The organism is Stenotrophomonas sp. K-6, from assembly GCF_056861555.1.
Genome location: NZ_JBSPUC010000002.1, coordinates 15,470 through 41,071 on the forward strand (window position 1 = coordinate 15,470; position 25,602 = coordinate 41,071).

Sequence of the window (25,602 nt, forward strand, 5' to 3'; positions counted from 1 at the left end):
CTGGAGCTTCCTCGTGGCCGCAGCCGCCGATAAAACCAAGAAATCCGCCGAAAAGGACAAGCCGGCCAAGCCGCGCCGTCCGATCCTGATCACCGCCCTGGTCGCGGTGCTCGCTGCCGGTGCCGCCGGTGGCGGCGTCTGGTACTTCACCCAGTCCCAGCACGACGACAAGGCCGCCAAGCCGGCCGCCAAGGCCGCGGTGCCGGCACCGGCCCAGTACTTCGGTCTGGAGCCGCCGTTCGTGGTCAACCTCAACAGCAGCTTCGACGGCCCACGCTACCTGCAGGTCGAAGTGCAGCTGATGAGCCGCGATCCGGCTGCCATGGAAGCGATCAAGCTCCATGCCCCGGCGATCCGCGCCAAGCTGCTGATGCTGTTCTCGCAGGTCGAGCCGACCGACATCGCCGACCGCGCGGGCAAGGAGCGCCTGCAGGCCACCTCGCTGGCCGAAGTGCAGAAGCTGCTCAAGGCCGAAACCGGCAAGCCGGGTGCCGACGAATTGCTGTTCACCAGTTTCGTCACCCAGTAAGGGCCGACCATGAATGACCTGCTTTCCCAGGATGAGATTGATGCGCTGTTGCACGGCGTGGACTCCGGTGCGGTCGAGACCGACGTCGATGCTGCCACGCCCGGCGAGGCGCGCTCGTATGACTTTGCCAGTCAGGACCGCATCATCCGCGGCCGCATGCCGACCCTGGAAATGGTCAACGAGCGCTTCGCGCGCCTGTGGCGCATCGGTCTGTTCAACCTGATCCGGCGCTCGGCCGAACTGTCCGTGCGCGGCATCGAGCTGATCAAGTTCAACGACTACATGCACTCGCTGTACGTGCCGACCAACCTCAACCTGATCCGCTTCAAGCCGCTGCGCGGTACGGGGCTGATCGTGTTCGAGCCGACGCTGGTGTTCGCGATCGTGGACAACTTCTTCGGGGGCGACGGGCGCTACCCGACCCGCATCGAAGGCCGCGAGTTCACCGCGACGGAAATGCGCGTCATCCACCTGCTGCTCAAGCAGACCTTCGCCGACCTGCAGGAAGCGTGGGCACCGGTAATGGATGTGGAGCTGGAGTACATCAACTCCGAGATCAATCCGCACTTCGCCAACATCGTGACGCCGCGCGAGTACGTGGTGGTGTGCCGCCTGCATGTCGAACTCGACGGCGGTGGCGGCGACATCCACGTCACCCTGCCCTACTCGATGCTCGAACCGATCCGCGAGCTGCTCGACGCCGGCATCCAGAGCGACCGCAACGATCGTGATGCCAGCTGGGGCGTGATGCTGCGCGAACAGCTCAACATCGCCGAAGTCACGCTGTCCAGCGTCCTGGCCAGCAAGCGCATGACCCTGCGTGAACTGACCGGCCTGAAGGTCGGCGACATCCTCTCGATCGACATGCCGGCGCAGGTGCCGTTGTGCGTGGAGAACATCCCGGTGTTCACCGGCGAGTTCGGCATCGCCAACGGTTGCAACGCCGTCAAGATCACCGCCACCCATCCCCCGGGCACCCGCCCACGCGTTCCCGTACTCCAGGAAGTCTCGAAATGAACGATATCGAATCCAACGAACCGCTGTCCCCGGCGGAACCGGCACCGGCGCAGTTCACCACGCTGCAGTCCGATGAGAACCTCGGTCCCGAGCTGAACCTGGATGTGATCCTGGATGTGCCGGTGACCCTGTCGCTGGAAGTGGGCCGTGCGCGCCTGCCGATCCGCAACCTGCTGCAGCTCAACCAGGGTTCGGTGGTGGAACTGGAACGCGGTGCTGGTGAATCGCTGGACGTGTTCGTCAACGGCACCCTGATCGCCCATGGCGAGGTGGTGGTGATCAACGACCGCTTCGGCGTGCGCTTGACCGACGTGGTCAGCCCGAGCGAACGGATCCGGAGACTGCGTTGAGCACCGGGCTGCTGATCGCCGCCGGCGCGTCGACCGTCAAGGTCGGCCAGCATGCCGCCGCCGCACCGGGCATGTTCGGTGCGGTACTGGCACTGCTGGGCGTGCTGGCCTTGATCGTCGGCCTGGGCTGGCTGCTCAAGCGTATGCCCGGCAGCGGCTTCCGCCCGGCCGAAGGCCTGCGGGTGGTTGCCAGCCTGACCGTCGGCGCAAAAGAACGCGTGGTGGTGGTCGAGGTCAATGGCACCCAGCTGCTGCTGGGTGTCACCGCCGGCGGCATCAACACCCTGCATCAGCTGCCCGAACCTCTGCCGGCTCCGACGCCGGCACGCCTTCCCGATTTCAAACACCTCCCGAATTTCGCCCAGCTGCTGCAACAGCGGCTGCGCAAGGAACCCTGAACATGCGTGGCCCCCGTACCTCCTGGACCCGTTACCTGCCGCTGTTGCTGACTGCCCTGCTGTGTGCGCTGCCGGCCCTGGCCTGGGCCGCGCCCGGCGTGCCGGGTGTGCCCGCGCTGCCGGACGTGAATGTCGGCAAGATCGGCGGCCAACCGGTCAGCCTGCCGCTGCAGACGCTGCTGCTGATGACGGCGATCACCCTGATCCCCTCGATGCTGCTGGTGCTGACCGCCTTCACCCGCATCATCATCGTGCTGGGCCTGCTGCGCCAGGCGTTGGGTACCGGCCAGACGCCGTCCAATCAGGTGCTCCTCGGCCTGGCCCTGTTCCTTACCGCGATGGTGATGCTGCCGGTGTGGCAGAAGGCCTGGGGCAGCGGCATGGCGCCGTACCTCAACGGCGAGATCGATTTCCAGACCGCCTGGACGCTGACCACCCAGCCGCTGCGCGCCTTCATGCTGGCGCAGATCCGCGAGACGGATCTGATGACCTTCGCCGGTATGGCCGGCCACGGTACCTACGCCAGCCCGGACGCCATTCCGTTCCCGATCCTGGTCGCCTCGTTTGTCACCAGCGAACTGAAGACCGCTTTCGAGATCGGCTTCCTGATCTTCATCCCGTTCGTGATCATCGACCTGGTCGTGGCCAGCGTGCTGATGTCCATGGGCATGATGATGCTCTCGCCGATGCTGGTCTCCGCGCCGTTCAAGATCCTGTTGTTCGTGCTGGTGGATGGCTGGGTGCTGGTGGTGGGCACCCTGGCCGCCAGTTTCAATGCGGTCTGACCGCCCTGCCTTGTTGATCGATACGGACCCGAGACTGACATGACGCCCGAACTTGCCCTGACCGAACTGCGTGGTGGCCTGATCACCGTGCTCTGGGTCGCCGGCCCGCTGCTGCTCACCGTGCTGATCGTCGGCGTGGTGGTCGGCGTAGTGCAGGCAGCGACCCAGCTCAACGAACCGACCATCGCCTTCGTGGCCAAGGCCGCGGCCTTGACGGTCGTGTTGTTCGCGCTCGGCAGCCTGCTGATCGGCCACCTGGTCGAATACACCACGCTGCTGTTCCAGCGCATTCCCCACCTGATCGGCTGAGGCAGCCGCCGTGGATTCCGCGACCCAGATGGCCGCCGATGGCCTGCAGGCCTTCGGCATGATCGGCACGATCCTGTGGACCATGCTGCGCATCGGCGCGATGATCATGGCGATGCCGCTGATCGGCACCCGCGCCGTGCCCTCGCGGGTGCGCGTGATGCTCGCCGGCGCACTGGCAATCGCGCTCTCACCTATGCTGCCGCCGGTCCCGGAATGGACCGGCTTCGATGCGGCGACGGTGCTGACCATCGCCCGCGAACTGGCCATCGGCATCTCCATCGGCTTCCTGCTGCGGCTGGTGTTCGAGGCCGGCGCGATGGCTGGTGAACTGGTGGCCCAAGGGACCGGCCTGGCGTTCGCGCAGATGAGTGACCCGATGCGCGGTGGCAGCTCCGGCGTGATCGGTCAGTGGTTCTATCTGCTGTTCGGCCTGCTGTTCTTCGCCTCCAACGGGCATCTGGCGCTGATCTCATTGTTGATGGACAGCTACAAAGCCCTGCCGATCGGCACCGCCCTGCCCGATCCGCATGCGTTTTTCGCCATCGCTCCCACGTTCCTGCTGCAGGTGTTCCGTGGCGCGCTCACCTTGGCGCTGCCGCTTACCGTGGCGATGCTGGCCATCAATCTGGCCTTCGGCGTGCTGGCACGCGCGGCACCTGCGCTCAATCCAATCCAGCTCGGCCTGCCGGTGGCCCTGCTGCTGGGGCTGTTCCTGCTGACCGTGTTGGCCGGCGAAATGGGGCCGCCGGTGCAGCGCCTGTTCGATGCCGCCTTCGACGCGGCCGACAGCGTCAGCCGCTGACCCGGGACACACCCGGGACAGCGCGGAATCGGGCCGAACGCGGGCCATTCGTCACTTGCAGCGCCCCCCGGTCGGCTTGTTAGTCTGAGTCCTGCGCTCCGCTGCGCCGTCGCACGGCGACGACGAAACCTTCACCCGCTGTCTGCGGTGATGGCGTGGCGTTCTGTCGTATCGCTCAGGTGTTGACCAGGGAGAGAGTCATCCATGCTGATCGGCAGCTATACCCCGTGGTTGGTCGTCGTGTCGTTCCTGGTCGCCGTACTGGCCTCCTTCACCGCGCTGGACATGGCCAGCCGGGTCACGACCGCGGCCACACGTCGCTCCACCTGGCTCTGGTTGACCGGCGGCGGAGGTGCGATGGGCCTGGGCATCTGGTCGATGCACTTCATCGGCATGCTCGCCTTCCGGCTCCCTATCCCGCTGGGCTATGCGCTGGGCCTGACCACGGTCTCACTGCTGGCCGCCATGGCCTCGTCCATCTTCGCGCTGTGGCTGGTCTCGCGCCCGACCCTGCCGCACGGGCGCCTCGCGCTCGGTGCGCTGTTGATGGGCAGTGGGATCGCAGCAATGCACTATCTGGGCATGGCCGCACTGCACATGCTGCCCGGGATCGACTACCACCTCGGCTGGGTGGCGCTGTCGCTGCTCATCGCCGTGGCCGCGTCCTGGACCGCGCTACACATCGCCTTCCGTCTGCGCAGCAGCCACCGCCGTCTTCGTGACCGCGTCGCGCCCGCACTGGTGCTCGGTGCCGCCATTGCCGGCATGCATTACACCGGCATGGCCGCCGCGCGTTTTCCCGCCGGCAGCATCTGCGGTGCGGTCGCCGGTGACGGTCTGCAGGCGCAGTGGCTGGCGCTGGTGGTACTGGTGCTCACCATCGCGATCCTGGCCATCGTGCTGATCGTCTCCTGGCTGGACCAGCGCATGGAGGCACAGCTGCTGCGCCTGCGCAATACCGACCTGAGCAGTTCACTGGATGACGCCCAGGCCGAGCTGACCCAGGCCGCCCTGCACGATCCCCTGACCCGCCTGCCCAACCGCCGCCTGCTGCAGCAGCGCATCGAGCAGGCGCTTGCCGAAGCCGAGCAGCGCGGCAGTCGGTTCGCGGTGATGTTCATGGATCTGGACGGCTTCAAACAGGTCAATGATGCCTACGGTCACCAGACTGGCGATGCATTGCTGGTCGCCGTCGCCGACCGCACCCGCAAGCTGCTGCGGCCCGGGGACATGATCGCGCGCCTGGGCGGCGACGAGTTCGTGCTGGTGGTGCCGATCGAGAACGATGAGGATGTCGCCACGCTGGCCAGCCGCATCATCCAGGCCGTGGGCCGCGAGCCGTTGCTGGGCGGTCACGACCTGCAGGTCACCGCCAGCATCGGCATCGCCATCTGCCCCGACCATGCCGCCAATGAGCGCCAGCTCATGGCCTCCGCCGATGCGGCGATGTACCAGGCCAAGGAGGCGGGCCGCAACGCGTATGTGCGCTTCGCCGACTGGATGAACGACAGTGCCGAGCAGCAGTTCCAGCTCCTCGCCGACCTGCGCCGGGCGATCGGCACCGAGCAGTTGTTCCTGCACTACCAACCCAAGACGCGCGTCGCCGGCCAGTCGATCAGCGGGGCCGAAGCGCTGATCCGGTGGCGTCACCCGCAGCAGGGCCTGATTCCGCCGGACCGCTTCATCCGCCTGGCCGAACGCAGCGGGGTGATCAATGATATTGGCCGCTGGGCACTCAACGAAGCCTGCCGCCAGCTGCGTGCGTGGCACAACGCCGGTCATGACGGCTGGACGGTCTCGGTGAATCTCTCCCCGATCCAGTTCGCCTCGCCCAACCTGCTGCAGGAAGTGCGCGAGGCCCTCAAGACCCACCATCTCGAGCCGCGCCGGCTGATCCTGGAGATCACGGAAAGCACCGTGATGCGTGACACCGAAGTCAGCCTGACCCTGCTGCAGGCAATGGCCGCATTGGGCGTGGGCATCTCCATCGATGATTTCGGGACAGGGTATTCCAGCCTGCTGTACCTCAAGCGGCTGCCGGCCACCGAGATCAAGATCGACCACGCCTTCGTGCGCGACCTGGAGAACAGCTCGGAGGACGTAGTGATCGTGTCGGCGATCGTGGCGCTGGGGCATGCCCTGGACATGGACATCGTCGCCGAAGGCGTCGAGACCGCCGGCCAGAGAGCTTACCTGGAGCGACTGGGCTGCGATTACCTGCAGGGGTATCTGCTGGGGCGGCCGGTGGACCCGGAGCGCTTCATGCAGCTGCATGACCTGCCCCGCCCCAGAGTGGAGGTGGCGGTAGACTGGAAGGCCCAGGCACGCCCAGGTGCCTCGGCAGGGTGAGGCTGGCGACGCGGTAGTGGCGGGCGCGGGGCCGGGGCCCCCCAACCAACCCGCCACCCCCGCCCCCCGCCCCCCGCCCGCCCTGGTGCCTCGGCAGGGTGAGGCTGGCGACGCGGTAGTGCCGGCCGCTGGCCGGCTCCCCAGAAACCAGCAGGCATCCCCTGCAGCCGGCCAGCGGCCGGCACTACCGTCGCTGGCGGCTCGCGGAACGGTTCTTGCACGGACACCGGCATCTCCTCCCGTGTCGTGCCCTGATGTCCGAGAACGAACAAGCCGGCGAAAAAACCGAATTACCCACCGAAAAACGCCTGCGCGATGCCCGGGAACAAGGCAACATCCCGCGCTCGCGTGAGCTGGCCACGGCGGCCGTGTTCGGTGCCGGTGTTCTGGCGCTGATGGCGTTCTCCGGCACCATCGCCCGCAACACCAAGAGCTGGATGCAGTTCGCGCTGAGCCCCGAGCCGGCCCTGTGGCTGCACCCGAAGGCGTTGTTCGGGCACTTCGGCGAGCTGCTGCTGCGCCTGATGCTGGCGATGTGGCCCCTGATCGTGATCTGCCTGCTGGCCAGTTTCCTGTCACCGGTGGTGATGGGCGGGCTGCGCTGGTCCAACAAATCGATGATGCCGGACTTCACCCGGATGAGCCCGATGGCGGGCATGAAGCGCCTGTATGGCCCCGAAGCGATCGCCGAGTTCACCAAATCGCTGCTGCGCATCGTCTTTGTCGGCACCGCTGCCGGGCTGGTGGTCTGGCACGGCATCCGCTCGCTGCGCGACCTCCTCAACCAGCCGCTGGAGGCCGCCATGGTGCATGGCCTGGGCTTCACCCTGAAGCTGATGCTGGCCACCGGCGGCGCCATGATGCTGCTGGCCTTCATCGATGCCCCGTACCAGCGCTGGAACTGGATGCGCAAGCTGAAGATGACCCGTGAAGAGCTGCGCCGGGAAATGAAGGAAAGCGAGGGCAGCCCGGAGGTCAAGGGCCGCATCCGCCAGCTCCAGCAGCAGCTGGCCAACCGCCGGATGATGGAAGCGGTGCCCACCGCCGACGTGGTGGTGGTCAACCCGACGCACTACGCGGTCGCCCTGAAATACGAGGGCGGAAAGATGGGCGCCCCCACCGTGGTGGCCCTGGGCGTAGATGAAACCGCCCTGCGTATCCGTGAAGTGGCCGACGGCAACAAGGTCGCCATCGTCTCCGCCCCGCCTTTGGCACGCGCCTTGTATCGGGAAGGTCAACTTGGAAAGGAAATTCCCGTGAGACTGTATTCGGCCGTGGCCCAGGTCCTCTCCTACGTCTATCAGCTGCGCAGCTGGCACACCGGCCCGATGCCGGCCAGCCCCAGCATCGACATCGATGAATTCGGCAAGGGAGCCCGCCCATGAGTGCACAGCCCGCTGCCGGCGGCATGACCGCGCGCCGCGCCATGGACATGATCCGCAACGGCCTCGGCGCCCCACTGATCGTGCTGGCGCTGCTGGCGATGGTGGTGGTCCCGCTGGCCCCACCGGTGCTCGATGCACTGTTCACCTTCAACATCGCCATCTCGCTGATGGTGCTGCTGGCGGTGGTGTACGTGAAGCGCCCGCTGGACTTCACGATCTTCCCGATCGTGCTGCTGATCACCACCATGCTGCGGCTGGCGCTGAACGTGGCCTCCACCCGCGTGATCCTGCTGCATGGCCAGAACGGCCATGAAGCGGCGGGCAAGGTGATCGCCGCGTTCGGTGAGTTCGTCATCGGCGGCAACTACGCGGTCGGCATCGTGGTGTTCGCGATCCTGACCATCATCAACTTCGTGGTGATCACCAAGGGTGCCGGCCGCGTGTCCGAAGTCACCGCGCGCTTCATCCTCGATGCCATGCCCGGCAAGCAGATGGCCATCGACGCCGATCTCAACGCCGGTTTGCTGACGCGCGAAGAGGCCAAGGCCCGCCGCGAAGAAGTCCGCGAGGAAGCCGATTTCTACGGCGCGATGGACGGTGCCAGCAAGTTCATCCGCGGCGATGCGATCGCCGGCATCCTGATCCTTTTCATCAACTTGATCGGCGGCCTGGCCGTCGGCGTACTCCAGCACGGCATGCCGTTCGGTGATGCCGCCGCTACCTACACCCTGCTTTCCATCGGTGACGGTCTGGTGGCGCAGCTGCCGGCGCTGCTGGTGTCCTCGGCGGTGGCCATGCTGGTGACCCGCGCCTCGCGCTCGCAGGACATGGCCCAGGCCATGATGGGCCAGGTGTTCGGCCAGTACCGCGCGCTCACCATTGCCGCTGCGATCATGGGTGTGGTCGGCCTGGTCCCGGGCATGCCCAACGTCGCCTTCTTGACGCTGGCGGCCCTCCTCGGCTTCGTTGCCTGGAAGGCCTGGAAGAAGAGCGTGGCCGCTGCGCGCGCCGCCGAATCCCCCGCTGCCGGCCGCTCTGAAGCCCTGGGGCTGCCCGGTGCCACCCCGTCGCCCACCGCTGAGCTGACCTGGGACGAACTGCGCCCGGTCGATCCGCTGGGCCTGGAGGTCGGCTATCGCCTGATCCCACTGGTCGACAAGAATCAGGGCGGCGAGCTGATGGCGCGGATCAAGGGGGTGCGCCGCAAGCTCACCCACGACATCGGCTTCCTGATTCCCTCCGTCCATATCCGCGACAACCTCGAGTTGCCTGCCACGGCCTACCGCCTGCTGATCCACGGCGTGCCCGTGGCCACCGCCGAGATCCACCCCGACCGCGAACTCGCGCTGGACCCGGGCAGTGCGCTGGGCACGCTGGAAGGCATCGCCGGAAAGGATCCAGCCTTCGGCCTGGACGCCACCTGGATCCAGCCGCACCAGCGCGCCAACGCCGAAACAATGGGCTACACGGTGGTCGATCCGGCCACCGTGGTGGCCACGCATCTATCGCACCTGATCCGCGAGCACGCCCCGGAACTGCTGGGCCATGAAGAAGTGCAGCAGCTGCTGGCCAACCTGGCCAAGAGCGCACCGAAGCTGGTCGAGGATCTGACGCCGAAGTCGCTGCCGCTCTCGGCCGTGGTGCGCGTGCTGCAGAACCTGCTGATCGAACGCATCCCGATCCGCCAACTGCGCAAGATCGTCGAATCGCTGGTGGAAAGTGCCCCGACCAGCCAGGACCCGGCCGTGCTGACCGCTGCCGTACGCAATGCACTGGGCCGCTTCATCGTGCAGGAGATCGCCGGCATGTCGGCGGAGCTGCCGGTGTTCACCCTCAATCCGCAACTGGAACGCGTCTTGCAGGAGTCCACTCAGGGCAACGGCGCCGCGCTGGAACCCGGACTCGCCGAGCGACTGCATCAAAGCCTGGCCGAATGTGTCGGCAAGCAGGAAGCGAAGAACGAGCCGGCGGTCGTGCTGGTCCCCGGCCCGGTACGTGCCGCGCTGGCACGGCTGGTACGCCACAGCGTCCCCTCGCTGTCCGTACTCGCCTACAGCGAGGTACCCGAGGACAAACGGTTGAAGCTGGTCGGCACGATCAGTTGAGCCAGGCGCCCGACGGCAACGCGACAGAAAACAGACACCTCATTCGAATTCACCGCAGCAGGAAATAAAGGGAATCCCTGACCGTGCAGACCACCGACAACCAGCGTTTCCCTTCCACCACTCCGCCGCCCCAGTCCCGGTACCACAGCATGAAAATCAAACGCTTCGTCGCCTCCGATATGCGCTCGGCCATGAACCTGGTGCGCAAGGAACACGGTCCGGACGCCGTGATCCTGTCCAACCGCCGGATCGCGGAAGGTGTCGAAATCGTGGCGGCGGCGAACTACGATGAAGACGCCGTGCAGCGTGCCCTGGAAGCGGCCCGCAAGGACGTCGCTCCGCCGCCGGCCCCGCGCCCACGCAGCGCCGCCGATGCCGTGATCGCGGCGGTGACCCGTCGCAAGGCCCCGGTCGCCACGCCCGAGCCGGTCGCGGCCACCACTTCGGCCGTTGCCGCCCTGGCGCGCGCCGCTGTCGGCGCGACCGGCCGCACGCTCGATACCGCCCACGAAGTAGTGCCGCCGCGCGGCAGTGATGGCTTTGCCGCCACCCTGGCCCGCGCAGGCCTCAACCCGGCTGTCAACGAACCGTCGCTGCCGGAGCAGATCTTCGCGCCGTTCAATGTCGAGCAGGCCGCGGCGGCGGCGCCCGCCGAGCCGGTGGAGGCTGTTGCCGCGCCCGCCGCGATCAACCGCGCCCGTTTCGTGATCGATCCACCACTGGATGAAATGGACGAGCCCGCATTGCCGGCCGCGGCGGTGCTCGCCCCGGCCGCGATCGTGGCCACCGCCGTACCGCCGGCGCTGCCGCTGCCGCTGCCGGTGACCACCGCGGCCGCCGCCAACGAACCGGCACCGGTCGTGGCCAGCGTGCCGGAGCTGAGCCTGATCCCGCGCGACGACGAAGAACTCCGCCAGCTGCGTCACGAAGTGGCGGGCATGCGCCACGTCATCGAGCGCGAGATGCACCGCTTCACCGACGAACGCCTGCGCGGCTCGCCGGTCCGTGCGGCCGCCTTGGACCTGATGGATGAATACGGCTTCGACGCCGGCATCAGCCGTGACGTGGCCATGCAGATTCCGCTGGACACCGAAGCCCACCGTGGCCGCGGCCTGATGCTCGGCCTGCTCTCCAAGAAGCTGCCGATCGCCCCGGTCGACCCGCTCGAAGCGGGCGGCGTGATCGCCCTGGTCGGCCCGACGGGTGCCGGCAAGACCACCACCATCGCCAAGCTGGCCTCGCGCTTCGCCGAAGCCCACGCCGCCCGCGATGTGGCCCTGGTCACCACCGATACCGGCCGCATCGGCGCCCGCGAGCAGCTGTACGGCTTCGGCCGCCAGCTCGGCATCGCCGTCCACGAGGCCAGCAGTGGCAGCGATCTGAACCAGCTGCTGGAACGCCTGAAGGACTACAAACTGGTCCTGATCGACACCGCCGGCCTGGGCCCGCGCGACCGTGCGCTGGCCGCCCAGCTGCAGTGGCTGCGGGCCGCCGAGCAGATCCGCACCCTGCTGGTGCTGCCGGCCAACACCAGTTTCGGCGACATGGACGAGGTGGTCCGCCGCTTCAGCGCCGCCAACCCGCAGGGTGTGGTGCTGAGCAAGCTGGACGAGACCGGGCGCTTCGGTACCGCCCTGTCGGTGGCCGTGGACCACCGCCTGCCGATCACCTGGGTCACCGATGGCCAGGACGTTCCTGAAGACCTGCACCGTGCCAGTGCGGCCAATCTTGTACTTCGCCTTGAAGATTTGCGCCGCGCGGCCGATATGCCCTGCAACCCGGAGTTGAACCATGCCGTCGCGTGAGTACGCCAAGCTGACCCAGACCTTCCCGTTGTCGGCTACCCGAAGCCAGCCGCTGGGCCCGGTCCGCACCATCGCCGTCACCGGCGGCAAGGGCGGCGTGGGCAAAACGAACGTTTCGGCCAACCTGGCCGTGGCGCTTGCCAGCATGGGCAAACGCACCCTGCTGCTGGATGCCGACCTGGCCCTGGCCAATGTCGATGTGATCCTGGGGCTGAAGCCGACCGTGACCCTGGCCGACCTGATCGCCGGGCGCTGCACGCTGGAGGAGGTCATCATCGAAGGCCCCGGCGGCCTGCTGGTGGTGCCGGCCGCCTCCGGCCGCCGCAACATGGCCGAGCTGCAGCAGGCCGAGCACATCGGGCTGATCAACGTGTTTTCCGAGCTGGAGCGTGAGCTGGACATCATGGTGGTGGACACGGCCGCGGGCATCACCGACGGCGTGTTGACGTTCTGCCAGGCCGCCCAGGACACCGTCGTCGTGGTCTGCGATGAGCCGGCCTCGATCACCGACGCCTACGCCTTGATCAAAGTGCTCTCGCGCGAACGCGGCGTGGACCGGATCCAGGTGGTCGCCAACATGGTGCGCGACCCGAATGAAGGCCGGGTGCTGTACGAGAAGCTGACCCGCGTCTGCGAGAAGTTCCTCGCCGATGTCTCGCTCAACTACCTGGGCTGCGTGCCGCAGGACGACTGGCTGCGCCTGTCGGTCCAGCGCCAGCAGCCGGTGGTGAAGGCCTACCCGTCCAGCCCCTCGGCGCTGGCACTGACCGAGATCGCGCGCCGTACCGCACGCTGGCAGGCCCCGACCGAGCCACGTGGCGGCGTTGAGTTCTTCCTCGAACGCATCCTCAAGCAACGCGGGGTGACCGCATGAAAGGCGCCGCACAATACAAAGAGGTCCAGCGGGTCGCAGCCAACGAGTGCATTGCCCAGCACTCCGACCTGGTCCGCCGCATCGCCCATCACCTGGCCGCCCGCCTGCCGGCGAGCGTGGAAGTGGACGACCTGATCCAGGCCGGCATGATGGGCCTGATCGAAGCGTCGCGCAGCTACGACGCCGACCAGGGCGCCTCGTTCGAGACCTATGCCTCGATCCGCATCCGTGGCTCGATGATCGATGAGATCCGCCGTGGCGACTGGGTACCGCGCTCGGTCCACCGCCGCGCCCGCGACGCCGCCGCCACCATCCGCCGGCTTGAGCAGAGCACCGGCCGTGCCGCCAGCGCCACGGAAGTGGCCGCCGCGATGGACATGCCGCTGCCGGACTACCTGCGCCTGATGGAAGATGCCTCGCGCGGCCAGGTGCTGAGCCTGGAATCACGGATCGAGGACCAGGGCGAACTGGACACCGTTGCCCAGGGCGGCCCGACCCCGCAGCAGGTGCTGGAGCGCGGTGAGTTCGGACGTGAGCTGGGCAACGCCATCGGACTGCTGCCCGAGCGCGAACAGCTGGTCCTGTCGCTGTACTACGAGCAGGAACTGAACCTGAAAGAGATCGGCGCCGTGTTGGGCGTCAGCGAATCGCGCGTGTGCCAGATCCATGGCCAGGCCGTGCTGCGCCTGCGTGGCCGACTGAAAATCTTCGAGGCGGCCGACGCCGGCCTCGAGAACCATTAAGACCGAGGAAAGAGCTTTGGACAAGAACATGCGTATCCTGATCGTCGACGATTTTTCGACCATGCGTCGTATCGTCAAGAACCTGCTGGGCGATCTGGGCTTCACCAACACCGCCGAAGCCGAGGACGGGCATGCCGCGCTGATGCTGTTGCAGAGCCAGCCGTTCGATTTCGTGGTCACCGACTGGAACATGCCGGTGATGACGGGCATCGACCTGCTCAAGGCCATCCGCGCCGACGCCAAGCTCAAGACCCTGCCGGTGTTGATGGTGACCGCAGAAGCCAAGCGCGAGCAGATCATCGAAGCGGCCCAGAACGGCGTCAACGGCTACATCATCAAGCCGTTCACCGCCCAGACCCTGGAAGAAAAGCTCGGCAAGATCTTCGAACGTCTGGCGGCGAGCGCCTGATGGAAACCCTGAGCGACAAATCAGCGCTGGTGCAGCGCCTGCAGGATGCACTGGCCGCGCTGGAATCGGGCGACGAAGCAGCGTGGCGTCAGCAAATCGATGCACTGGCCGCACTGCGGACCCAGCCGATGATGGCCGGGTTGAACCGGCTTGCCCGCGAGCTGGGCCAGGCACTGGGCGAGCTGCCCAGCCTGCCCAGCGAAGCCGGCGAACTGGACGATGCCTGCGCGCGTCTGGATCACGTGGTGGCGATGACCGAACAGGCCACCCACCGCACCCTGGACCTGGCCGAAGAATGCCGCACGCTCACCGAGCAGCTGCGCGCCAATGGCGTGACGGCCGACCAGGACCAGCAGCTGGACCGCATCCGCCACAACCTGACCGAGATCGCACTCACCCAGAGCTACCAGGATCTCACCGGGCAGATCATCCGCCGCGTGGTGGGCATCGTGCGTCGCGTGCATGAAGGCTTCGGTGCACTCGGGCTGCCGCCGCAGGACGACACCGCGCACAAGCGCGACAACGGTCTGGCCGGCCCGGCCGTGACCGGTCTGGACCGCCACCAGGTTTCACAGGTCGACGCTGACGACCTGCTCTCCGATTTGGGACTTTAACGATCATGAGTGCTGTTCCGGACGATATCGCTGCCGACTTCATCCTCGAGGCCCAGGAGATCCTGGATCGCCTTGGCGAACAGCTGGTGTCGCTGGAGCAGGCGCCCCAGGACGGTGACCAGCTCAACGCCGTGTTCCGCGGGTTCCACACGCTCAAAGGCGGCGCGGGCTTCCTCGGCATCCAGGCGATGGTCGAGCTGTGCCACGCCGCCGAGGAAACCCTCGGCATGGCGCGCTCGGGCCAGGCCACGCTGCAAGCCCATCACTTCGACGCGGCCCAGCAGTCGCTGGACTATCTGCAGTCGATGCTGGACTCGGTCTCGGCCGGCACCGAGCCGGGCTATGCCCCGCCGGAGCTGATCGCACAGTTCGACGTCAACGGCCCGGCGACGCCGGCGGCCGCACCGAGCGCCGCCGCCGGCCCCAGCAGCGGTGAGCTGATCACCGACGATGAATTCGAAGCACTGCTCGACCAGCTGCATGGCGGTGCCGCACCGACCGCGGTCGCCGCCAGGAAAGACGACGGCATGATCAGCGAGGACGAGTTCGAATCCCTGCTCGACCAGCTGCACGGCGGCGCGGCACCCGGTGCCAAGCCCGTGACGGCTGCACCGGCCCCGGCGCCGCGTGCAGTGGCAGCGCCCGCCGCGCCTGCCGCCAACAAGCCGGCGCCCAACAAGCCGGTCGCCGAGGCCGAGCACACCGTGCGCGTGGATACCAAACGCCTGGATGCGATCGTCAACCTGATCGGCGAACTGGTGCTCTCGCGCAACCGGCTCAAGACCCTGCGCGCGCGCCTGCACGATGAAGAGCTGGACCGCGCGGTCTCCACCCTGGACATCGCCACCGCCCGCCTGCAGTCGGCGGTGATGCGCACCCGCATGCAGCCGGTCGGCAAGGTGTTCTCGCGCTTCCCCAAGGTGGCCCGCGATGTCGCGCGCTCGCTGAAGAAGGAAGTGGAGCTGGAACTGATCGGTGCCGAGACCGAGCTGGACCGCAACCTGGTCGAAGCGCTGGCCGATCCACTGGTCCATCTGGTCCGCAACGCGATCGATCACGGCGTGGAGATGCCGGACCTGCGCGAAGCCCAGGGCAAGCCGCGCAGCGGCCACGTGCGCCTGTCGGCCCAGCAGGAAGGCGACTACGTCAGCATCGAAGTGCAGGACGATGGCGCGGGTATCGATCCGGAACGTCTGCGCCAGAAGGCGCGCGAGAAGGGCCTGATCGATCCGGAAGCTGCCGCCCGCCTGAGCAGCGAGGAATGCCTGCATCTGGTCTTCCTGCCCGGGTTCTCGACCAAGCAGCAGGTGACCGACATCTCCGGCCGCGGCGTGGGCATGGACGTGGTCCAGTCGCGCATCCGCGAACTCAGCGGCCAGATCCAGATCCAGTCCGAGCTGGGCCGTGGCAGCCGCTTCATGATCCGCGTGCCGCTCACGCTGGCCATCCTGCCGACCCTGCTGGTGCAGGCCGGCGAGGACGTCTACGCTCTGCCGCTGGCCCGTGTGATGGAGGTGCTGCACGCCCCCAACAGCTCCCTGGGGTGGTTCGATGGCCGCGCCGTGCTGGACCGCAAATCGCACACGCTGGCCCTGGTGGATCTGCGCCATTGGCTGGACGTGGAGCCGATGCCGTCCTCGTTGCTGACCATCGTGGTACTGCAGGCCGGTGAAGCCCGCTTTGGCCTGGTGGTCGACCAGGTGCGCGGCCGCGAGGAAGTGGTGATCAAGCCGCTGCCCAAAGCCCTGCGCGGACTGCGTGGCTATGCCGGCGCCACCCTCATCGGTGACGGCCGCATGGCGCTGATCCTGGACGTGGACGGGCTGCGCACCCACCACGATTGACCGCGTGAAAGTGTGACCGCCGCATCAGTGGATTCCTTCGGCGTCTCAAGTCCCATTCACACAAGCCGATAACGGACCCATGGACAGACTCAGCCTCATTGGACTTTTCCTCGCGCTGGCCTCACTGGTCGGCGGCAGCATCCTCAAGGGGGCCGGTCTGGCGTCGCTGTGGTCGCCGGCCGCCTTCGTGATCGTCATCGTCGGCACCATCGCATCGATCCTGCTGCACACCTCGCCGGCCGTGTTCAAGCATGCCTTCAAGATCGTGAAGTGGGTGATCCTGCCGCCGAGCAGCGACCGCCGGCACCTGATCCAGCAGATCGTGGAGTGGAGCAACATCGCCCGCCGCCAGGGCCTGCTCGGCCTGGAAGCCCAGGTCGATGCCCAGGACGACCCGTTCCTGCGCAAGGGCCTGCAGCTGCTGGTGGACGGTGTGGAGCCGGAGACCATCCGGCACATGATGGAAATCGAGCTGAGCAGCCAGGAGAGCCAGGATCTGGCCGCCTCCAAGGTGTTCGAGGGCATGGGCATCTATGCGCCGACGCTGGGCATCATCGGCGCCGTGCTCGGCCTGATCGCGGTGATGAAGAACCTCGCCGACCCGAGCAAGCTCGGCCACGGCATCGCCGCCGCGTTCACCGCCACCATCTACGGCATCGCCTCGGCCAACCTGCTGTTCCTGCCGGTCTCGGCCAAGCTCAAGAGCGTGATCCATCACAACAGCCGCGACCGCGAAATGATCATCGAAGGGCTGATCTCCATCGCCCAGGGTGAAAACCCGCGCAACATCGAAACCAACCTGTCCGGGTTCCTGCACTGACATGGCCCGCCGCAAGCACCACGAAGAACATGCCAACCATGAGGCCTGGGCGATCCCCTACGCCGACCTCATGACGCTGCTGCTCGCCTTCTTCGTGGTGATGTACGCCATCTCCTCGCTCAACGAGGGCAAGTACCGGATCATGGCCGACGCACTCACCACCGCCTTTGGTGGCGCGCCGCGTACCATCAACCCGGTGCAGGTCGGCAACCAGCAGGTCCAGGGCGGCGGCTGGGACAGCCCCTCCGTGATCAAGGCCGGCACCAAGGTCGGCCCGTCCGCGCCGGCGCCGAGCAACGACCCCACCCTGCTGCCGGCGATGGCTTCGCAGATGCGCATGCCCGTTTCCATGCGCAACCAGGAACAGCTGCAGCGCGCCGAGCGCCAGCTCAACGGGATCGCCGACAAGCTGACCGCCACCCTGGCGCCCTTGATCGAGCGCGGCATGATCACCGTGCGCCGTACCGAGCTGTGGATCGAGGTGGAGATCAACAGCGACATCCTGTTCCCCACCGCATCGGCCACGCTGGACGTGCATGCGCGCGACACCCTCTCCACCCTCGCCCAGGTGCTGCGCGATGCGCCCAATGGCGTACGCGTGGAAGGCCACACCGACAACATCCCGATCGCCACGGCGCTGTTTCCCTCCAACTGGGAACTGTCCGCCGCGCGCGCGGCCAGCGTGGTGCATCTGTTCGCCGACCAGGGCCTGCAGCCAGCGCGGCTGGCGATGGTCGGGTACGGCCAGTTCCGGCCGCGCCAGAGCAATGCCAGCGCCGAAGGCCGCAACCGCAATCGGCGGGTGATGGTGATCATCCTCGCCGACACCGCTGCAGGCGTCGACCCGATCACCGACCGGCTCAGTGCCGATGCCGAGCCGGCCGATACGGCCGCCGCACCGAGCGCCGCCCGTACCTCCCCTGTTACCCCCATCGCACCGGTGCAGTTGCCACCGGTGCCGGCCGGCAGCCGTGTTGGCGCCGCCGTTCCGTCTGCACTGAAGGAGTGAACCGCATGCGTATCTGGGCTGTTGCCAATCAGAAAGGCGGCGTGGGCAAGACCACCACGACGCTCGCGCTCGGCCGTGGTCTGGCCACGCAGGGCCACCGCGTGCTGTTGATCGATCTGGATCCGCATTCGTCGCTGACCCGGGCCTTCGGCGTGCCGCTGGACCCGCCGCCGCAGGGCGTGCTGGAGCTGTTCGGCGCACCGCCGGCCGAGCTGGCCACCCTGGCCCACCACAGCAGCATTCCCGGCCTGGACTACGTCTGCGCGCAGGCGGCACTGGCCACGCTGGAGCGCCGCAGCGCGAACCAGCCCGGCCTCGGCCTGGCGCTGCAGAACGCGCTCGCCCGCCACCAGGGCCAGCACGACTACATCCTGCTGGACTGCGCGCCCACCCTGGGCCTGCTGATGATCAACGCACTGGCTGCGGCCGACCGCCTGATCATCCCGACCCAGGCCGAACCGCTGGCGCTGCACGGCCTGGATGGCATGGTCCGCACCGGTGAGATGGTCGAGCGCTCGCGTCGCCGCCCGTTGCCGATGTCGATCCTGCCGACCCTGTTCGACCGCCGCACCCGCGCTGGCAACGAAACCGTCAGGCTCATGCAGGACAAGCACGGCCAGCGTGTGTGGGAAGACGCGATCCCGGTCGACACCCGCATCTGCAACGCCGCCAGCCTGACCGTGCCGCCGCAGTCCGAGGATTACCCGGGGCGCGGCCTGGCTGCCTATCGGCGTGCGCTGGAATGGATCCTGGCCGACGACGCGCAGCAGATGGAGCGCGCGGCATGAACACGGCCGGCGTACTCGACGATTATCTGGACCAACTGCTCGGCGATGCCGTTCCGGCACCGGCCGAGGCACCAGCTCCGGTGGCAACACTCGATGCAGGCACGACGCCGGGCGTCGAAGTCGACGTCGACGTCGACGCCGTTGTCACCGACGCGATGCCCGCTGCCGTGCTCGACGGTCTGCTCGACGAGGTCCGCAACGACCCGTCGCTCAGTGGCGAGATGACCCTGCCCGACACCGCCACCCCGGCGCCGGGCTTCGACGACCTGCTCGACGAGGTCCGCAATGACCCCTCACTGAGCGGCGCGATGACGCTGGCGGCGGATGAGCAACGCCCCGGTTGGGATGACCTGCCACCGGAGGTCGTGTACGAGACCGCTCCAGTGGCTGCACCCGCTGCAATGCCCGCCCCGGGCTTCGAGGACCTGCTCGACGAAGTCCGCAACGACCCGTCATTGAGCGGCCTGATGACCGCGTGCGATGACGTGGCGCCCTCCGCGCCGGTACCACCGCCAGCGCCCGTTCCAGCGCCCGCGCCCACCCCTGCCACCCCGCCGGCCCCCACCGCCCGCACCATGCCTGCCATGCCACTTGCCCCCAGCATCCGCGCCAAGACGCCTACGTTGGCGCACAGCCGCCCCAGCAGCTGGGAAGAGCTGCAACGGCAGGCCCGCGACCCGGCCTCCAGCCCGCGCGAAAACCGGCGGGCCAACGAGCGCACCTCGCGCTGGCTGCGCCTGCGCTGTGGCGCCCAGGCCTATGCGCTGGAACTGCTCAAGGTGCAGGAGGTCGTCCTGCCCGTGCCGCTGCTACCCTTGCGCGGCACGGCGCCGGAAATGCTCGGCATCATGAACCTGCGTGGCCAGGTCGTCCCGGTGATGGATCTGGGCATCCACCTGGGCAGCAGTGCGGTCATCAACGATGCCAACACCCGCATCGTGGTGCTGGAAGAGAATGGTGAAACCATGGGCCTGCGGGTCTCGGCCGTGGAGGATGTCGCCAACCTCACCGACTCACAGATCGAGCCGCCCGATACCGCCCGCATCTGCCAGATTTCCAACGACCTGTTCCGCGGCGTGGCGCGCGTGACCGCCCAGCCGATGATCCTGCTGGACGCGACGCAGCTGTTGAACTGACCGGGAACCGGCAGCTGCCCTAAAGCTTTGTTGGTTTAGGCCGTTATAGACCTCGGAACCGTTTGTCCGGAGCAAAGATGAGCACTGTCGCACTGGGTGATGATCTCGGTATCGAGACCAGCACCGAGCTCAAAACACGTTTGGCCCCCCTGGTGGATCAGGAAGGCGATCTGACGCTGGATGCCAGCCAGGTCGGCCGTATCCATACCGCCTCGGTGCAAGTGCTGTGCGCATTCGTCGAGGCCCGCCGCAAGGCCGGGCATCCCACCGGATTCCACGGTTGCACCGCAACCTTCCGTGATGCCGCGCGTCTGCTCGGCGTCACCCAGGCCCTCGGCCTGGAAGCACCCCATGACAACCTGAAATCTGTGGAGAACGCTGCATGAGCGCACGTATCTTGGTGGTGGACGATTCGGCGTCGATGCGCCAGATGGTCTCTTTCGCCCTCACCTCGGCCGGCTTTTCCGTCGAGGAAGCCGAAGACGGCGCGGTCGCCCTCGGGCGTGCCAAGGGCCAACGCTTCAATGCGGTGGTCACCGACGTCAACATGCCGAACATGGACGGCATCTCGCTGATCCGTGAGCTGCGCCAGCTGGCCGAATACAAGTTCACGCCGATGCTGATGCTGACCACCGAATCGGCCGCGGACAAGAAGTCCGAAGGCAAGGCTGCCGGCGCGACGGGTTGGCTGGTCAAGCCGTTCAATCCGGAACAGCTGGTGGCCACCGTCCAGAAAGTCCTGGGCTGATCCCGTTTCACCCTTCCCTCCCCTCGCAACTGGACACCCCGCACCATGAGCATGGATCTGCAACGTTTCCACGCCACTTTCTTCGAAGAGAGCCGCGAGGGGCTGGACGCGATGGAAGCTGGCCTGCTGGCGCTTGAATCGGGCCAGCAGGACCCGGAAATCATCAACTCGGTGTTCCGCGCTGCGCACTCGATCAAGGGCGGCGCCGGCACCTTCGGCTTCGACGCGATCGCCTCGCTGACGCATGTGCTGGAAACGCTGCTGGACGAACTGCGCGCTGGCAAGCGCGCGCTGGAGCCGGCCGCGGTTGATGCGATGCTTGCCTCCGTGGACGTGCTGCGCGCCCTGCTGCGTGAAGCCGAACACGGCCAACCGGCCGACCCGCAATCCGTCGCCGATATCAAGGCACGCCTGGAAGCGGTGCTGACCGGCCAGGCCGCCACCGCCGCACCGGTGGCCGCGGCCAGGATCGATGACACACCCGAGGCGTGGCAGATCGGTTTCGTGCCGGCACCATCGCTGTTCATGAGCGGCAATGATCCGCTGCGCATCATCCGCGAACTGGAACACCTGGGTTCGCTGCAGGTCGCCGCGCGCATGGAGCGCCTGCCCGGTTTCGACCAGCTCGACCCGCTCGAAGCCCACCTCGCGTGGGACCTGGGCCTGGTCGGCAAGGTACCGCGCAGCAAGATCGAAGACACCTTCGCCTGGGTCGTGGACGACTGCGAACTGGACATCCGTCCGGCCGCACCGCCCAGCCTGGCCACCAGCGCACCGGCCGAGGCCAAGCCTGCCGCCCCCGCAGCACCGGCTGCCGCAGCCGCTGCACCCGCTGCGGCCCACGAAGCGGAAACCTCGATCCGCGTCAGCGTGGACAAGGTCGATGCCCTGATCAATCTGGTCGGCGAACTGGTCATCACCCAGGCCATGCTCAAGCAGGTCTCGCATGCACTGGATCCGGCCCAGGCAGAGCAGTTGCTGACCGGCCTTGACCTGCTGGAGCGCAATACGCGTGATCTGCAGGAAGCGGTCATCGGCGTGCGCATGCTGCCGGTGGATGCGGTGTTCCGCCGCTTCCCGCGCCTGGTCCGCGATCTGTCCTCGCGCCTGGGCAAGCACGTGCGTCTGCGCACCATCGGCGAAGGCACCGAGCTGGACAAGGGCCTGATCGAGAAGATCGCCGATCCGCTGGTGCATCTGGTCCGCAACTCGATCGACCACGGCCTGGAAATGCCGGACGTGCGTCGTGACGCAGGCAAAGACGAAACCGGCACCATCACGTTGGCAGCGTCGCATCAGGGCGGCCACATCGTGATCGAGGTCAGCGACGACGGCCGCGGCCTGAACCGCGACAAGATCCTGTCCAAGGCGCTTGAGCGCGGCCTGAGCGTGCCGGACAACCCCACCGATTCGCAGGTGTGGGACCTGATTTTCCAACCGGGCTTCTCCACCGCCGATGCCGTCACGGATCTGTCGGGACGTGGCGTGGGCATGGACGTGGTCCGCCGCAACATCCAGGCCCTGGGTGGCGAAGTCCAGCTGGAAAGCCAGGCCGGCAACGGCACCCGCGTGCTGATCCGCCTGCCGCTGACGTTGGCCATCCTGGACGGCATGACCGTCTCGGTCGCCGGTGAAACCCTGATCCTGCCCCTGGCCTATGTGCTGGAGGCCCTGCAGCCGAAGGGCGACGACATCCGCACCATGGCCGGCGAAGGCCGCGTGCTGCGGGTCCGTGGCGAGTACCTGCCGATCCTCTCGCTCAGCGATTACTACGGCTACGGTGGTCATTCCCAGGAAGAGCCCCTGGTGGTGGTGGTCGAAGGTGATGGCCAGAAGATCGCGCTGGAAGTGGACGAGCTGGTCGGCCAGCAGCAGGTCGTGGTCAAGAACATCGAGAACAACTACCGCCGCATCAGCGGCGTCTCCGGCGCCACCATCCTCGGCGATGGCCGCGTGGCGCTGATCGTCGACATCGGCGGTCTGGTGCGCTCGCTGAAGGTGCCACAGGCGGCCTGACCGCCCCTGCCATACGCTGCCTCCTGACGCCGCCGCTCCCCGGGAGTGGCGGCGTTTTTGCGCGCCTGCGCGATCCGGCACGGCTCCCGGCGCAATGGTGAACTTCGTCGGTACCCGGCGTGCCAGCGAATGCTCGCAACCTCCTCGGACAGCACGTACCTGGGCGAAACACCCCGTTTTTGATCGAGTTCACAGAAAAAATGTGAACTCAATGTGATGAGCGCTATCAAGTTGTTCCGTTGCAACGCCGTTATCGGCAATAGCGACACCGATAGATGTCGCGCAGCGGTCGCCTCACCTTTCCCCACCACGCCATCTCGCCCAGTTCCCCACGGCTGCGCGCCTACGCCCTGCCCGGAGTTCCCATCATGAAGTGGTTCCACGATCTACCCATCGCTCGAAAGCTCACCGTGGGGTTCGCCCTGACCACGCTGATGACCCTGGCGCTGGGCATCTTTGCCCTGGTGCGCCTTGGCGAAGCCAATGAACAGCTGCGTGCGATGAGCACCAACGACATTCCGTCGGTACAGCACCTGGGCGAGATCCGCGCCCAGCTCGGCGAGTTCCGCACCTATGAAATGGCGCAGCTGACCGTGCTGGACAAGCCGGAGTCGGTGGCCGACTACGACAAGCGCATGGAGGCCACCGGCAAGGTGGTCCATGAAGAGATGGCGGCCTACGCCGCCCTCCCGGCCGAGCCCAAGGAGCGCGAGCTGTACGAAGTCGTCGCCGCACGCAATGCGGACTACTTCAAGGCGAACGCAGCGATCAAGCAGGCCATCGCCGCCGGCGACAACGCCGGTGCGCAGCAGATCTCCGACGAGCAGTCGCGTCCCGGCCGCCGTGCACTGTTCGCTGCCATGAAGGAACTGGGCGAGTACAGCAACGGCGTGATCGCACGCCGCGTGGAGCGTGCCAACACCATCCACCAGAACAGCGTCTACGCAATCATCGCCTGCATGGTGCTGCTGGCACTGCTGGCCGCTGCCATGGGCGTGGTCATCGCGCGCGCCATCACTCGCCCGCTGGCCCAGGCCGTGCACGCGATCCAGTCGGTGTCGCGTGGCGATCTGTCGGTCAACATCCAGGCGACCAGCCAGGACGAAGCCGGCAAGATGCTGGCCGCGACCCGCGACATGACCGTGATGCTGCGCCGCTTCTCCGCTGAAACCCAGCGCATGGCCGAGATGCATGCCGGCCCCGACATCAGCCACCGCATCCCGCAGGACTTCCCGGGCGTGTACGGCGAACTGGCGAAGGGCATCAATACGATGATCTTCGAGCACCTGGACGCGATCACCGATTCGGTGGCGATCCTCAACCAGTACGCCACCGGCGATCTGTCACAGAACGCCCGTCGCCTGCCCGGCACCCGCGCGATCCTGCATGAATCGATGGATGCCGCCAAGGCCAGCCTGTTGGCGATCAACACCCAGATCCAATCCCTGGCCCAGGCCGCTGCCGCCGGCGACTTCACCCAGCGTGGCGACGCGATGCGCTTCGAGCATGACTTCCGGGTCATGATCGAAAACCTCAACACGATGATGGAAGTGGCCGACGGCAATCTGTCCCAGCTTTCGCACCTGCTGCAGTCGATCGCCAATGGTGACCTGACCGCCCGCATGCACGGCGAGTTCCACGGCGTGTTCGCCAGCATGCGTGACGATGCAAACACCACCGTCGCCCAGCTGACCCAGATCGTCGGCCGCATCCAGCAGGCCTCCTCCAGCATCAGCACCGCTGCCGGCGAGATCGCCTCGGGCAACAACGACCTGTCGCGCCGCACCGAGCAGCAGGCCGCCAACCTGGAAGAAACCGCCGCCTCGATGGAGGAACTGACCTCCACCGTGCGCCAGAACGCCGAGCATGCCCGTCAGGCCAACCAGCTGGCCATCGGTGCGCATTCGGTCGCCTCGCAGGGCGGTGATGTGGTCGGTCGCGTGGTCAGCACCATGCACGAGATCGATGCCTCCTCGCGCCGTATCGCCGACATCATCACCGTGATCGACGGCATCGCCTTCCAGACCAACATCCTGGCGCTGAACGCTGCGGTCGAAGCCGCCCGTGCCGGTGAACAGGGCCGTGGCTTTGCGGTGGTCGCTTCGGAAGTGCGCACCCTCGCCCAGCGTTCGGCTGGTGCCGCCAAGGAGATCAAGGGACTGATCGATGAGTCCGTCGGCAAGGTCGCCGAAGGCTCGCAGCTGGTCAACCAGGCCGGTGCCACCATGGGCGAGATCGTCGCCTCGGTGCAGCGCGTGACCGACATCATGGCCGAGATCTCCGCCGCGTCGCAGGAGCAGTCCGCCGGTATCGAACAGGTCAACCAGACCGTCGTGCAGATGGACGAAACCACCCAGCAGAACGCCGCGCTGGTGGAAGAAGCCACGGCCGCGGCCCGTGCGATGGAAGAGCAGGCGGGCGACCTCACCGACGCGGTCGCGCTGTTCAAGCTCGACAGCCGCGCGGGCGTGACACCGGTGACAGCCGCGCGCCCAGCGATTGCGCGTTCCGCCGTCCTGTCACCGCGCCCCGCCGCCCCGGCCGCGCCGAGCAGCGCCGCTGCACGCCGGCCCATGACCCGTGAACCGGCGATGGTCAACGACAGCGAGTGGCAGGAGTTCTGATTCTGCGCTGCGGTTACCCTTCGTGACACGACGACACCCTGCTCCGGCAGGGTGTCGTCGTTTCCGCCGTTGCGCATGGCCGTCCCGGTGTACACGCCGATCGGCCAGAGACTGTCTGCCGTCATCTTGCTTACCGAATTCAG

General features: G+C 67.0%; 24 protein-coding genes. All 24 read left to right on the forward strand.

The annotated features are described in order from the left end of the window. Positions 1-13: 13 nt before the first annotated feature. The 24 genes from AC13F7_RS05460 (at position 14) to AC13F7_RS05575 (ending at position 25,459) form a co-directional block, all read left to right on the forward strand. On the forward strand, positions 14-529 hold the full coding sequence (locus tag AC13F7_RS05460) for a flagellar basal body-associated FliL family protein (protein ID WP_481468158.1): 516 nt from the start codon (positions 14-16) through the stop codon (positions 527-529). Positions 530-538: 9 nt separating this feature from the next. Beyond that, positions 539-1,546: a flagellar motor switch protein FliM gene (gene fliM, locus AC13F7_RS05465; RefSeq protein ID WP_346468348.1), complete on the forward strand. Its 1,008-nt coding sequence runs from the start codon at positions 539-541 to the stop codon at positions 1,544-1,546. Beyond that, on the forward strand, positions 1,543-1,896 hold the full coding sequence (gene fliN, locus AC13F7_RS05470) for a flagellar motor switch protein FliN (protein ID WP_123729195.1): 354 nt from the start codon (positions 1,543-1,545) through the stop codon (positions 1,894-1,896). The genes fliM and fliN overlap by 4 nt, the downstream gene beginning before the upstream one ends. Beyond that, on the forward strand, positions 1,893-2,294 hold the full coding sequence (gene fliO / locus AC13F7_RS05475; protein ID WP_346470592.1) for a flagellar biosynthetic protein FliO: 402 nt from the start codon (positions 1,893-1,895) through the stop codon (positions 2,292-2,294). Before fliN ends, fliO begins: the two co-directional genes overlap by 4 nt. 2 nt (positions 2,295-2,296) lie before the next feature. After that, positions 2,297-3,079, forward strand: a complete 783-nt coding sequence (gene fliP / locus AC13F7_RS05480; RefSeq protein WP_346490214.1) for a flagellar type III secretion system pore protein FliP — start codon at positions 2,297-2,299, stop codon at positions 3,077-3,079. A 39-nt stretch (positions 3,080-3,118) separates the two neighbouring features. Further along, positions 3,119-3,388, forward strand: coding sequence for a flagellar biosynthetic protein FliQ (locus tag AC13F7_RS05485; protein ID WP_019184809.1), 270 nt, complete (start codon positions 3,119-3,121; stop codon positions 3,386-3,388). Between the two features lie 10 nt (positions 3,389-3,398). Then, positions 3,399-4,190 (forward strand): flagellar biosynthetic protein FliR, encoded by a 792-nt coding sequence (gene fliR, locus AC13F7_RS05490; RefSeq protein ID WP_123729193.1) that lies wholly within the window; start codon positions 3,399-3,401, stop codon positions 4,188-4,190. Positions 4,191-4,394: 204 nt separating this feature from the next. Beyond that, positions 4,395-6,539 (forward strand): putative bifunctional diguanylate cyclase/phosphodiesterase, encoded by a 2,145-nt coding sequence (locus tag AC13F7_RS05495; RefSeq protein ID WP_482999509.1) that lies wholly within the window; start codon positions 4,395-4,397, stop codon positions 6,537-6,539. Between the two features lie 254 nt (positions 6,540-6,793). Then, positions 6,794-7,924 carry a flagellar biosynthesis protein FlhB gene (gene flhB / locus AC13F7_RS05500; protein WP_481468161.1) on the forward strand — a complete coding sequence of 377 codons (1,131 nt, stop codon included), beginning with the start codon at positions 6,794-6,796 and terminating at the stop codon, positions 7,922-7,924. Positions 7,925-7,947: 23 nt separating this feature from the next. Continuing rightward, entirely contained in the window at positions 7,948-10,029 is a 2,082-nt protein-coding gene (gene flhA / locus AC13F7_RS05505) for a flagellar biosynthesis protein FlhA (RefSeq protein WP_483000092.1), read from the forward strand. A gap of 149 nt (positions 10,030-10,178) precedes the next feature. After that, positions 10,179-11,834, forward strand: coding sequence for an AAA family ATPase (locus AC13F7_RS05510; RefSeq protein ID WP_482999510.1), 1,656 nt, complete (start codon positions 10,179-10,181; stop codon positions 11,832-11,834). Further along, positions 11,821-12,708, forward strand: coding sequence for a MinD/ParA family ATP-binding protein (locus tag AC13F7_RS05515; protein WP_482999511.1), 888 nt, complete (start codon positions 11,821-11,823; stop codon positions 12,706-12,708). The genes AC13F7_RS05510 and AC13F7_RS05515 overlap by 14 nt, the downstream gene beginning before the upstream one ends. Beyond that, entirely contained in the window at positions 12,705-13,451 is a 747-nt protein-coding gene (locus tag AC13F7_RS05520; protein WP_123729188.1) for an RNA polymerase sigma factor FliA, read from the forward strand. Before AC13F7_RS05515 ends, AC13F7_RS05520 begins: the two co-directional genes overlap by 4 nt. A 16-nt stretch (positions 13,452-13,467) precedes the next feature. Beyond that, positions 13,468-13,860, forward strand: a complete 393-nt coding sequence (cheY, locus tag AC13F7_RS05525; protein WP_184997074.1) for a chemotaxis response regulator CheY — start codon at positions 13,468-13,470, stop codon at positions 13,858-13,860. Continuing rightward, positions 13,860-14,474, forward strand: coding sequence for a protein phosphatase CheZ (locus AC13F7_RS05530; RefSeq protein WP_482999512.1), 615 nt, complete (start codon positions 13,860-13,862; stop codon positions 14,472-14,474). Before cheY ends, AC13F7_RS05530 begins: the two co-directional genes overlap by 1 nt. A gap of 5 nt (positions 14,475-14,479) precedes the next feature. Next, positions 14,480-16,318, forward strand: coding sequence for a chemotaxis protein CheA (locus AC13F7_RS05535; protein ID WP_482999513.1), 1,839 nt, complete (start codon positions 14,480-14,482; stop codon positions 16,316-16,318). A 79-nt stretch (positions 16,319-16,397) separates the two neighbouring features. Next, positions 16,398-17,138 (forward strand): flagellar motor protein, encoded by a 741-nt coding sequence (locus AC13F7_RS05540; protein ID WP_121036725.1) that lies wholly within the window; start codon positions 16,398-16,400, stop codon positions 17,136-17,138. Between the two features lies 1 nt (position 17,139). Continuing rightward, on the forward strand, positions 17,140-18,147 hold the full coding sequence (motD, locus tag AC13F7_RS05545) for a flagellar motor protein MotD (protein WP_481468169.1): 1,008 nt from the start codon (positions 17,140-17,142) through the stop codon (positions 18,145-18,147). A 5-nt stretch (positions 18,148-18,152) separates the two neighbouring features. After that, positions 18,153-18,935, forward strand: coding sequence for a ParA family protein (locus AC13F7_RS05550; RefSeq protein ID WP_482999514.1), 783 nt, complete (start codon positions 18,153-18,155; stop codon positions 18,933-18,935). After that, positions 18,932-20,071 carry a chemotaxis protein CheW gene (locus tag AC13F7_RS05555; RefSeq protein WP_482999515.1) on the forward strand — a complete coding sequence of 380 codons (1,140 nt, stop codon included), beginning with the start codon at positions 18,932-18,934 and terminating at the stop codon, positions 20,069-20,071. The genes AC13F7_RS05550 and AC13F7_RS05555 overlap by 4 nt, the downstream gene beginning before the upstream one ends. Before the next feature lie 77 nt (positions 20,072-20,148). After that, a complete protein-coding gene (locus AC13F7_RS05560; RefSeq protein WP_123729183.1) occupies positions 20,149-20,457 on the forward strand; it encodes an STAS domain-containing protein in 309 nt (102 codons plus the stop codon). After that, complete coding sequence (locus AC13F7_RS05565) at positions 20,454-20,819, forward strand: response regulator (protein WP_019182916.1); 366 nt, start codon at positions 20,454-20,456, stop codon at positions 20,817-20,819. Before AC13F7_RS05560 ends, AC13F7_RS05565 begins: the two co-directional genes overlap by 4 nt. A gap of 45 nt (positions 20,820-20,864) precedes the next feature. Next, a complete protein-coding gene (locus AC13F7_RS05570; protein WP_482999516.1) occupies positions 20,865-22,835 on the forward strand; it encodes a chemotaxis protein CheA in 1,971 nt (656 codons plus the stop codon). Positions 22,836-23,203: 368 nt separating this feature from the next. Further along, positions 23,204-25,459 (forward strand): methyl-accepting chemotaxis protein, encoded by a 2,256-nt coding sequence (locus AC13F7_RS05575; RefSeq protein ID WP_482999517.1) that lies wholly within the window; start codon positions 23,204-23,206, stop codon positions 25,457-25,459. Positions 25,460-25,602 lie beyond the last annotated feature (143 nt).

Coding starts and splice junctions, on each gene's coding strand:
- AC13F7_RS05535 (WP_482999513.1), top strand. CDS start 14,480: ATGAGTGCTGTTCCGGACGATATCGCTGCCGACTTCATCCTCGAGGCC.
- AC13F7_RS05495 (WP_482999509.1), top strand. CDS start 4,395: ATGCTGATCGGCAGCTATACCCCGTGGTTGGTCGTCGTGTCGTTCCTG.
- AC13F7_RS05530 (WP_482999512.1), top strand. CDS start 13,860: ATGGAAACCCTGAGCGACAAATCAGCGCTGGTGCAGCGCCTGCAGGAT.
- fliM (WP_346468348.1), top strand. CDS start 539: ATGAATGACCTGCTTTCCCAGGATGAGATTGATGCGCTGTTGCACGGC.
- AC13F7_RS05520 (WP_123729188.1), top strand. CDS start 12,705: ATGAAAGGCGCCGCACAATACAAAGAGGTCCAGCGGGTCGCAGCCAAC.
- AC13F7_RS05570 (WP_482999516.1), top strand. CDS start 20,865: ATGAGCATGGATCTGCAACGTTTCCACGCCACTTTCTTCGAAGAGAGC.
- flhA (WP_483000092.1), top strand. CDS start 7,948: ATGACCGCGCGCCGCGCCATGGACATGATCCGCAACGGCCTCGGCGCC.
- AC13F7_RS05485 (WP_019184809.1), top strand. CDS start 3,119: ATGACGCCCGAACTTGCCCTGACCGAACTGCGTGGTGGCCTGATCACC.
- AC13F7_RS05510 (WP_482999510.1), top strand. CDS start 10,179: ATGAAAATCAAACGCTTCGTCGCCTCCGATATGCGCTCGGCCATGAAC.
- AC13F7_RS05575 (WP_482999517.1), top strand. CDS start 23,204: ATGAAGTGGTTCCACGATCTACCCATCGCTCGAAAGCTCACCGTGGGG.
- fliN (WP_123729195.1), top strand. CDS start 1,543: ATGAACGATATCGAATCCAACGAACCGCTGTCCCCGGCGGAACCGGCA.
- AC13F7_RS05565 (WP_019182916.1), top strand. CDS start 20,454: ATGAGCGCACGTATCTTGGTGGTGGACGATTCGGCGTCGATGCGCCAG.
- AC13F7_RS05555 (WP_482999515.1), top strand. CDS start 18,932: ATGAACACGGCCGGCGTACTCGACGATTATCTGGACCAACTGCTCGGC.
- AC13F7_RS05560 (WP_123729183.1), top strand. CDS start 20,149: ATGAGCACTGTCGCACTGGGTGATGATCTCGGTATCGAGACCAGCACC.
- flhB (WP_481468161.1), top strand. CDS start 6,794: ATGTCCGAGAACGAACAAGCCGGCGAAAAAACCGAATTACCCACCGAA.
- AC13F7_RS05515 (WP_482999511.1), top strand. CDS start 11,821: ATGCCGTCGCGTGAGTACGCCAAGCTGACCCAGACCTTCCCGTTGTCG.
- AC13F7_RS05550 (WP_482999514.1), top strand. CDS start 18,153: ATGCGTATCTGGGCTGTTGCCAATCAGAAAGGCGGCGTGGGCAAGACC.
- motD (WP_481468169.1), top strand. CDS start 17,140: ATGGCCCGCCGCAAGCACCACGAAGAACATGCCAACCATGAGGCCTGG.
- AC13F7_RS05540 (WP_121036725.1), top strand. CDS start 16,398: ATGGACAGACTCAGCCTCATTGGACTTTTCCTCGCGCTGGCCTCACTG.
- fliP (WP_346490214.1), top strand. CDS start 2,297: ATGCGTGGCCCCCGTACCTCCTGGACCCGTTACCTGCCGCTGTTGCTG.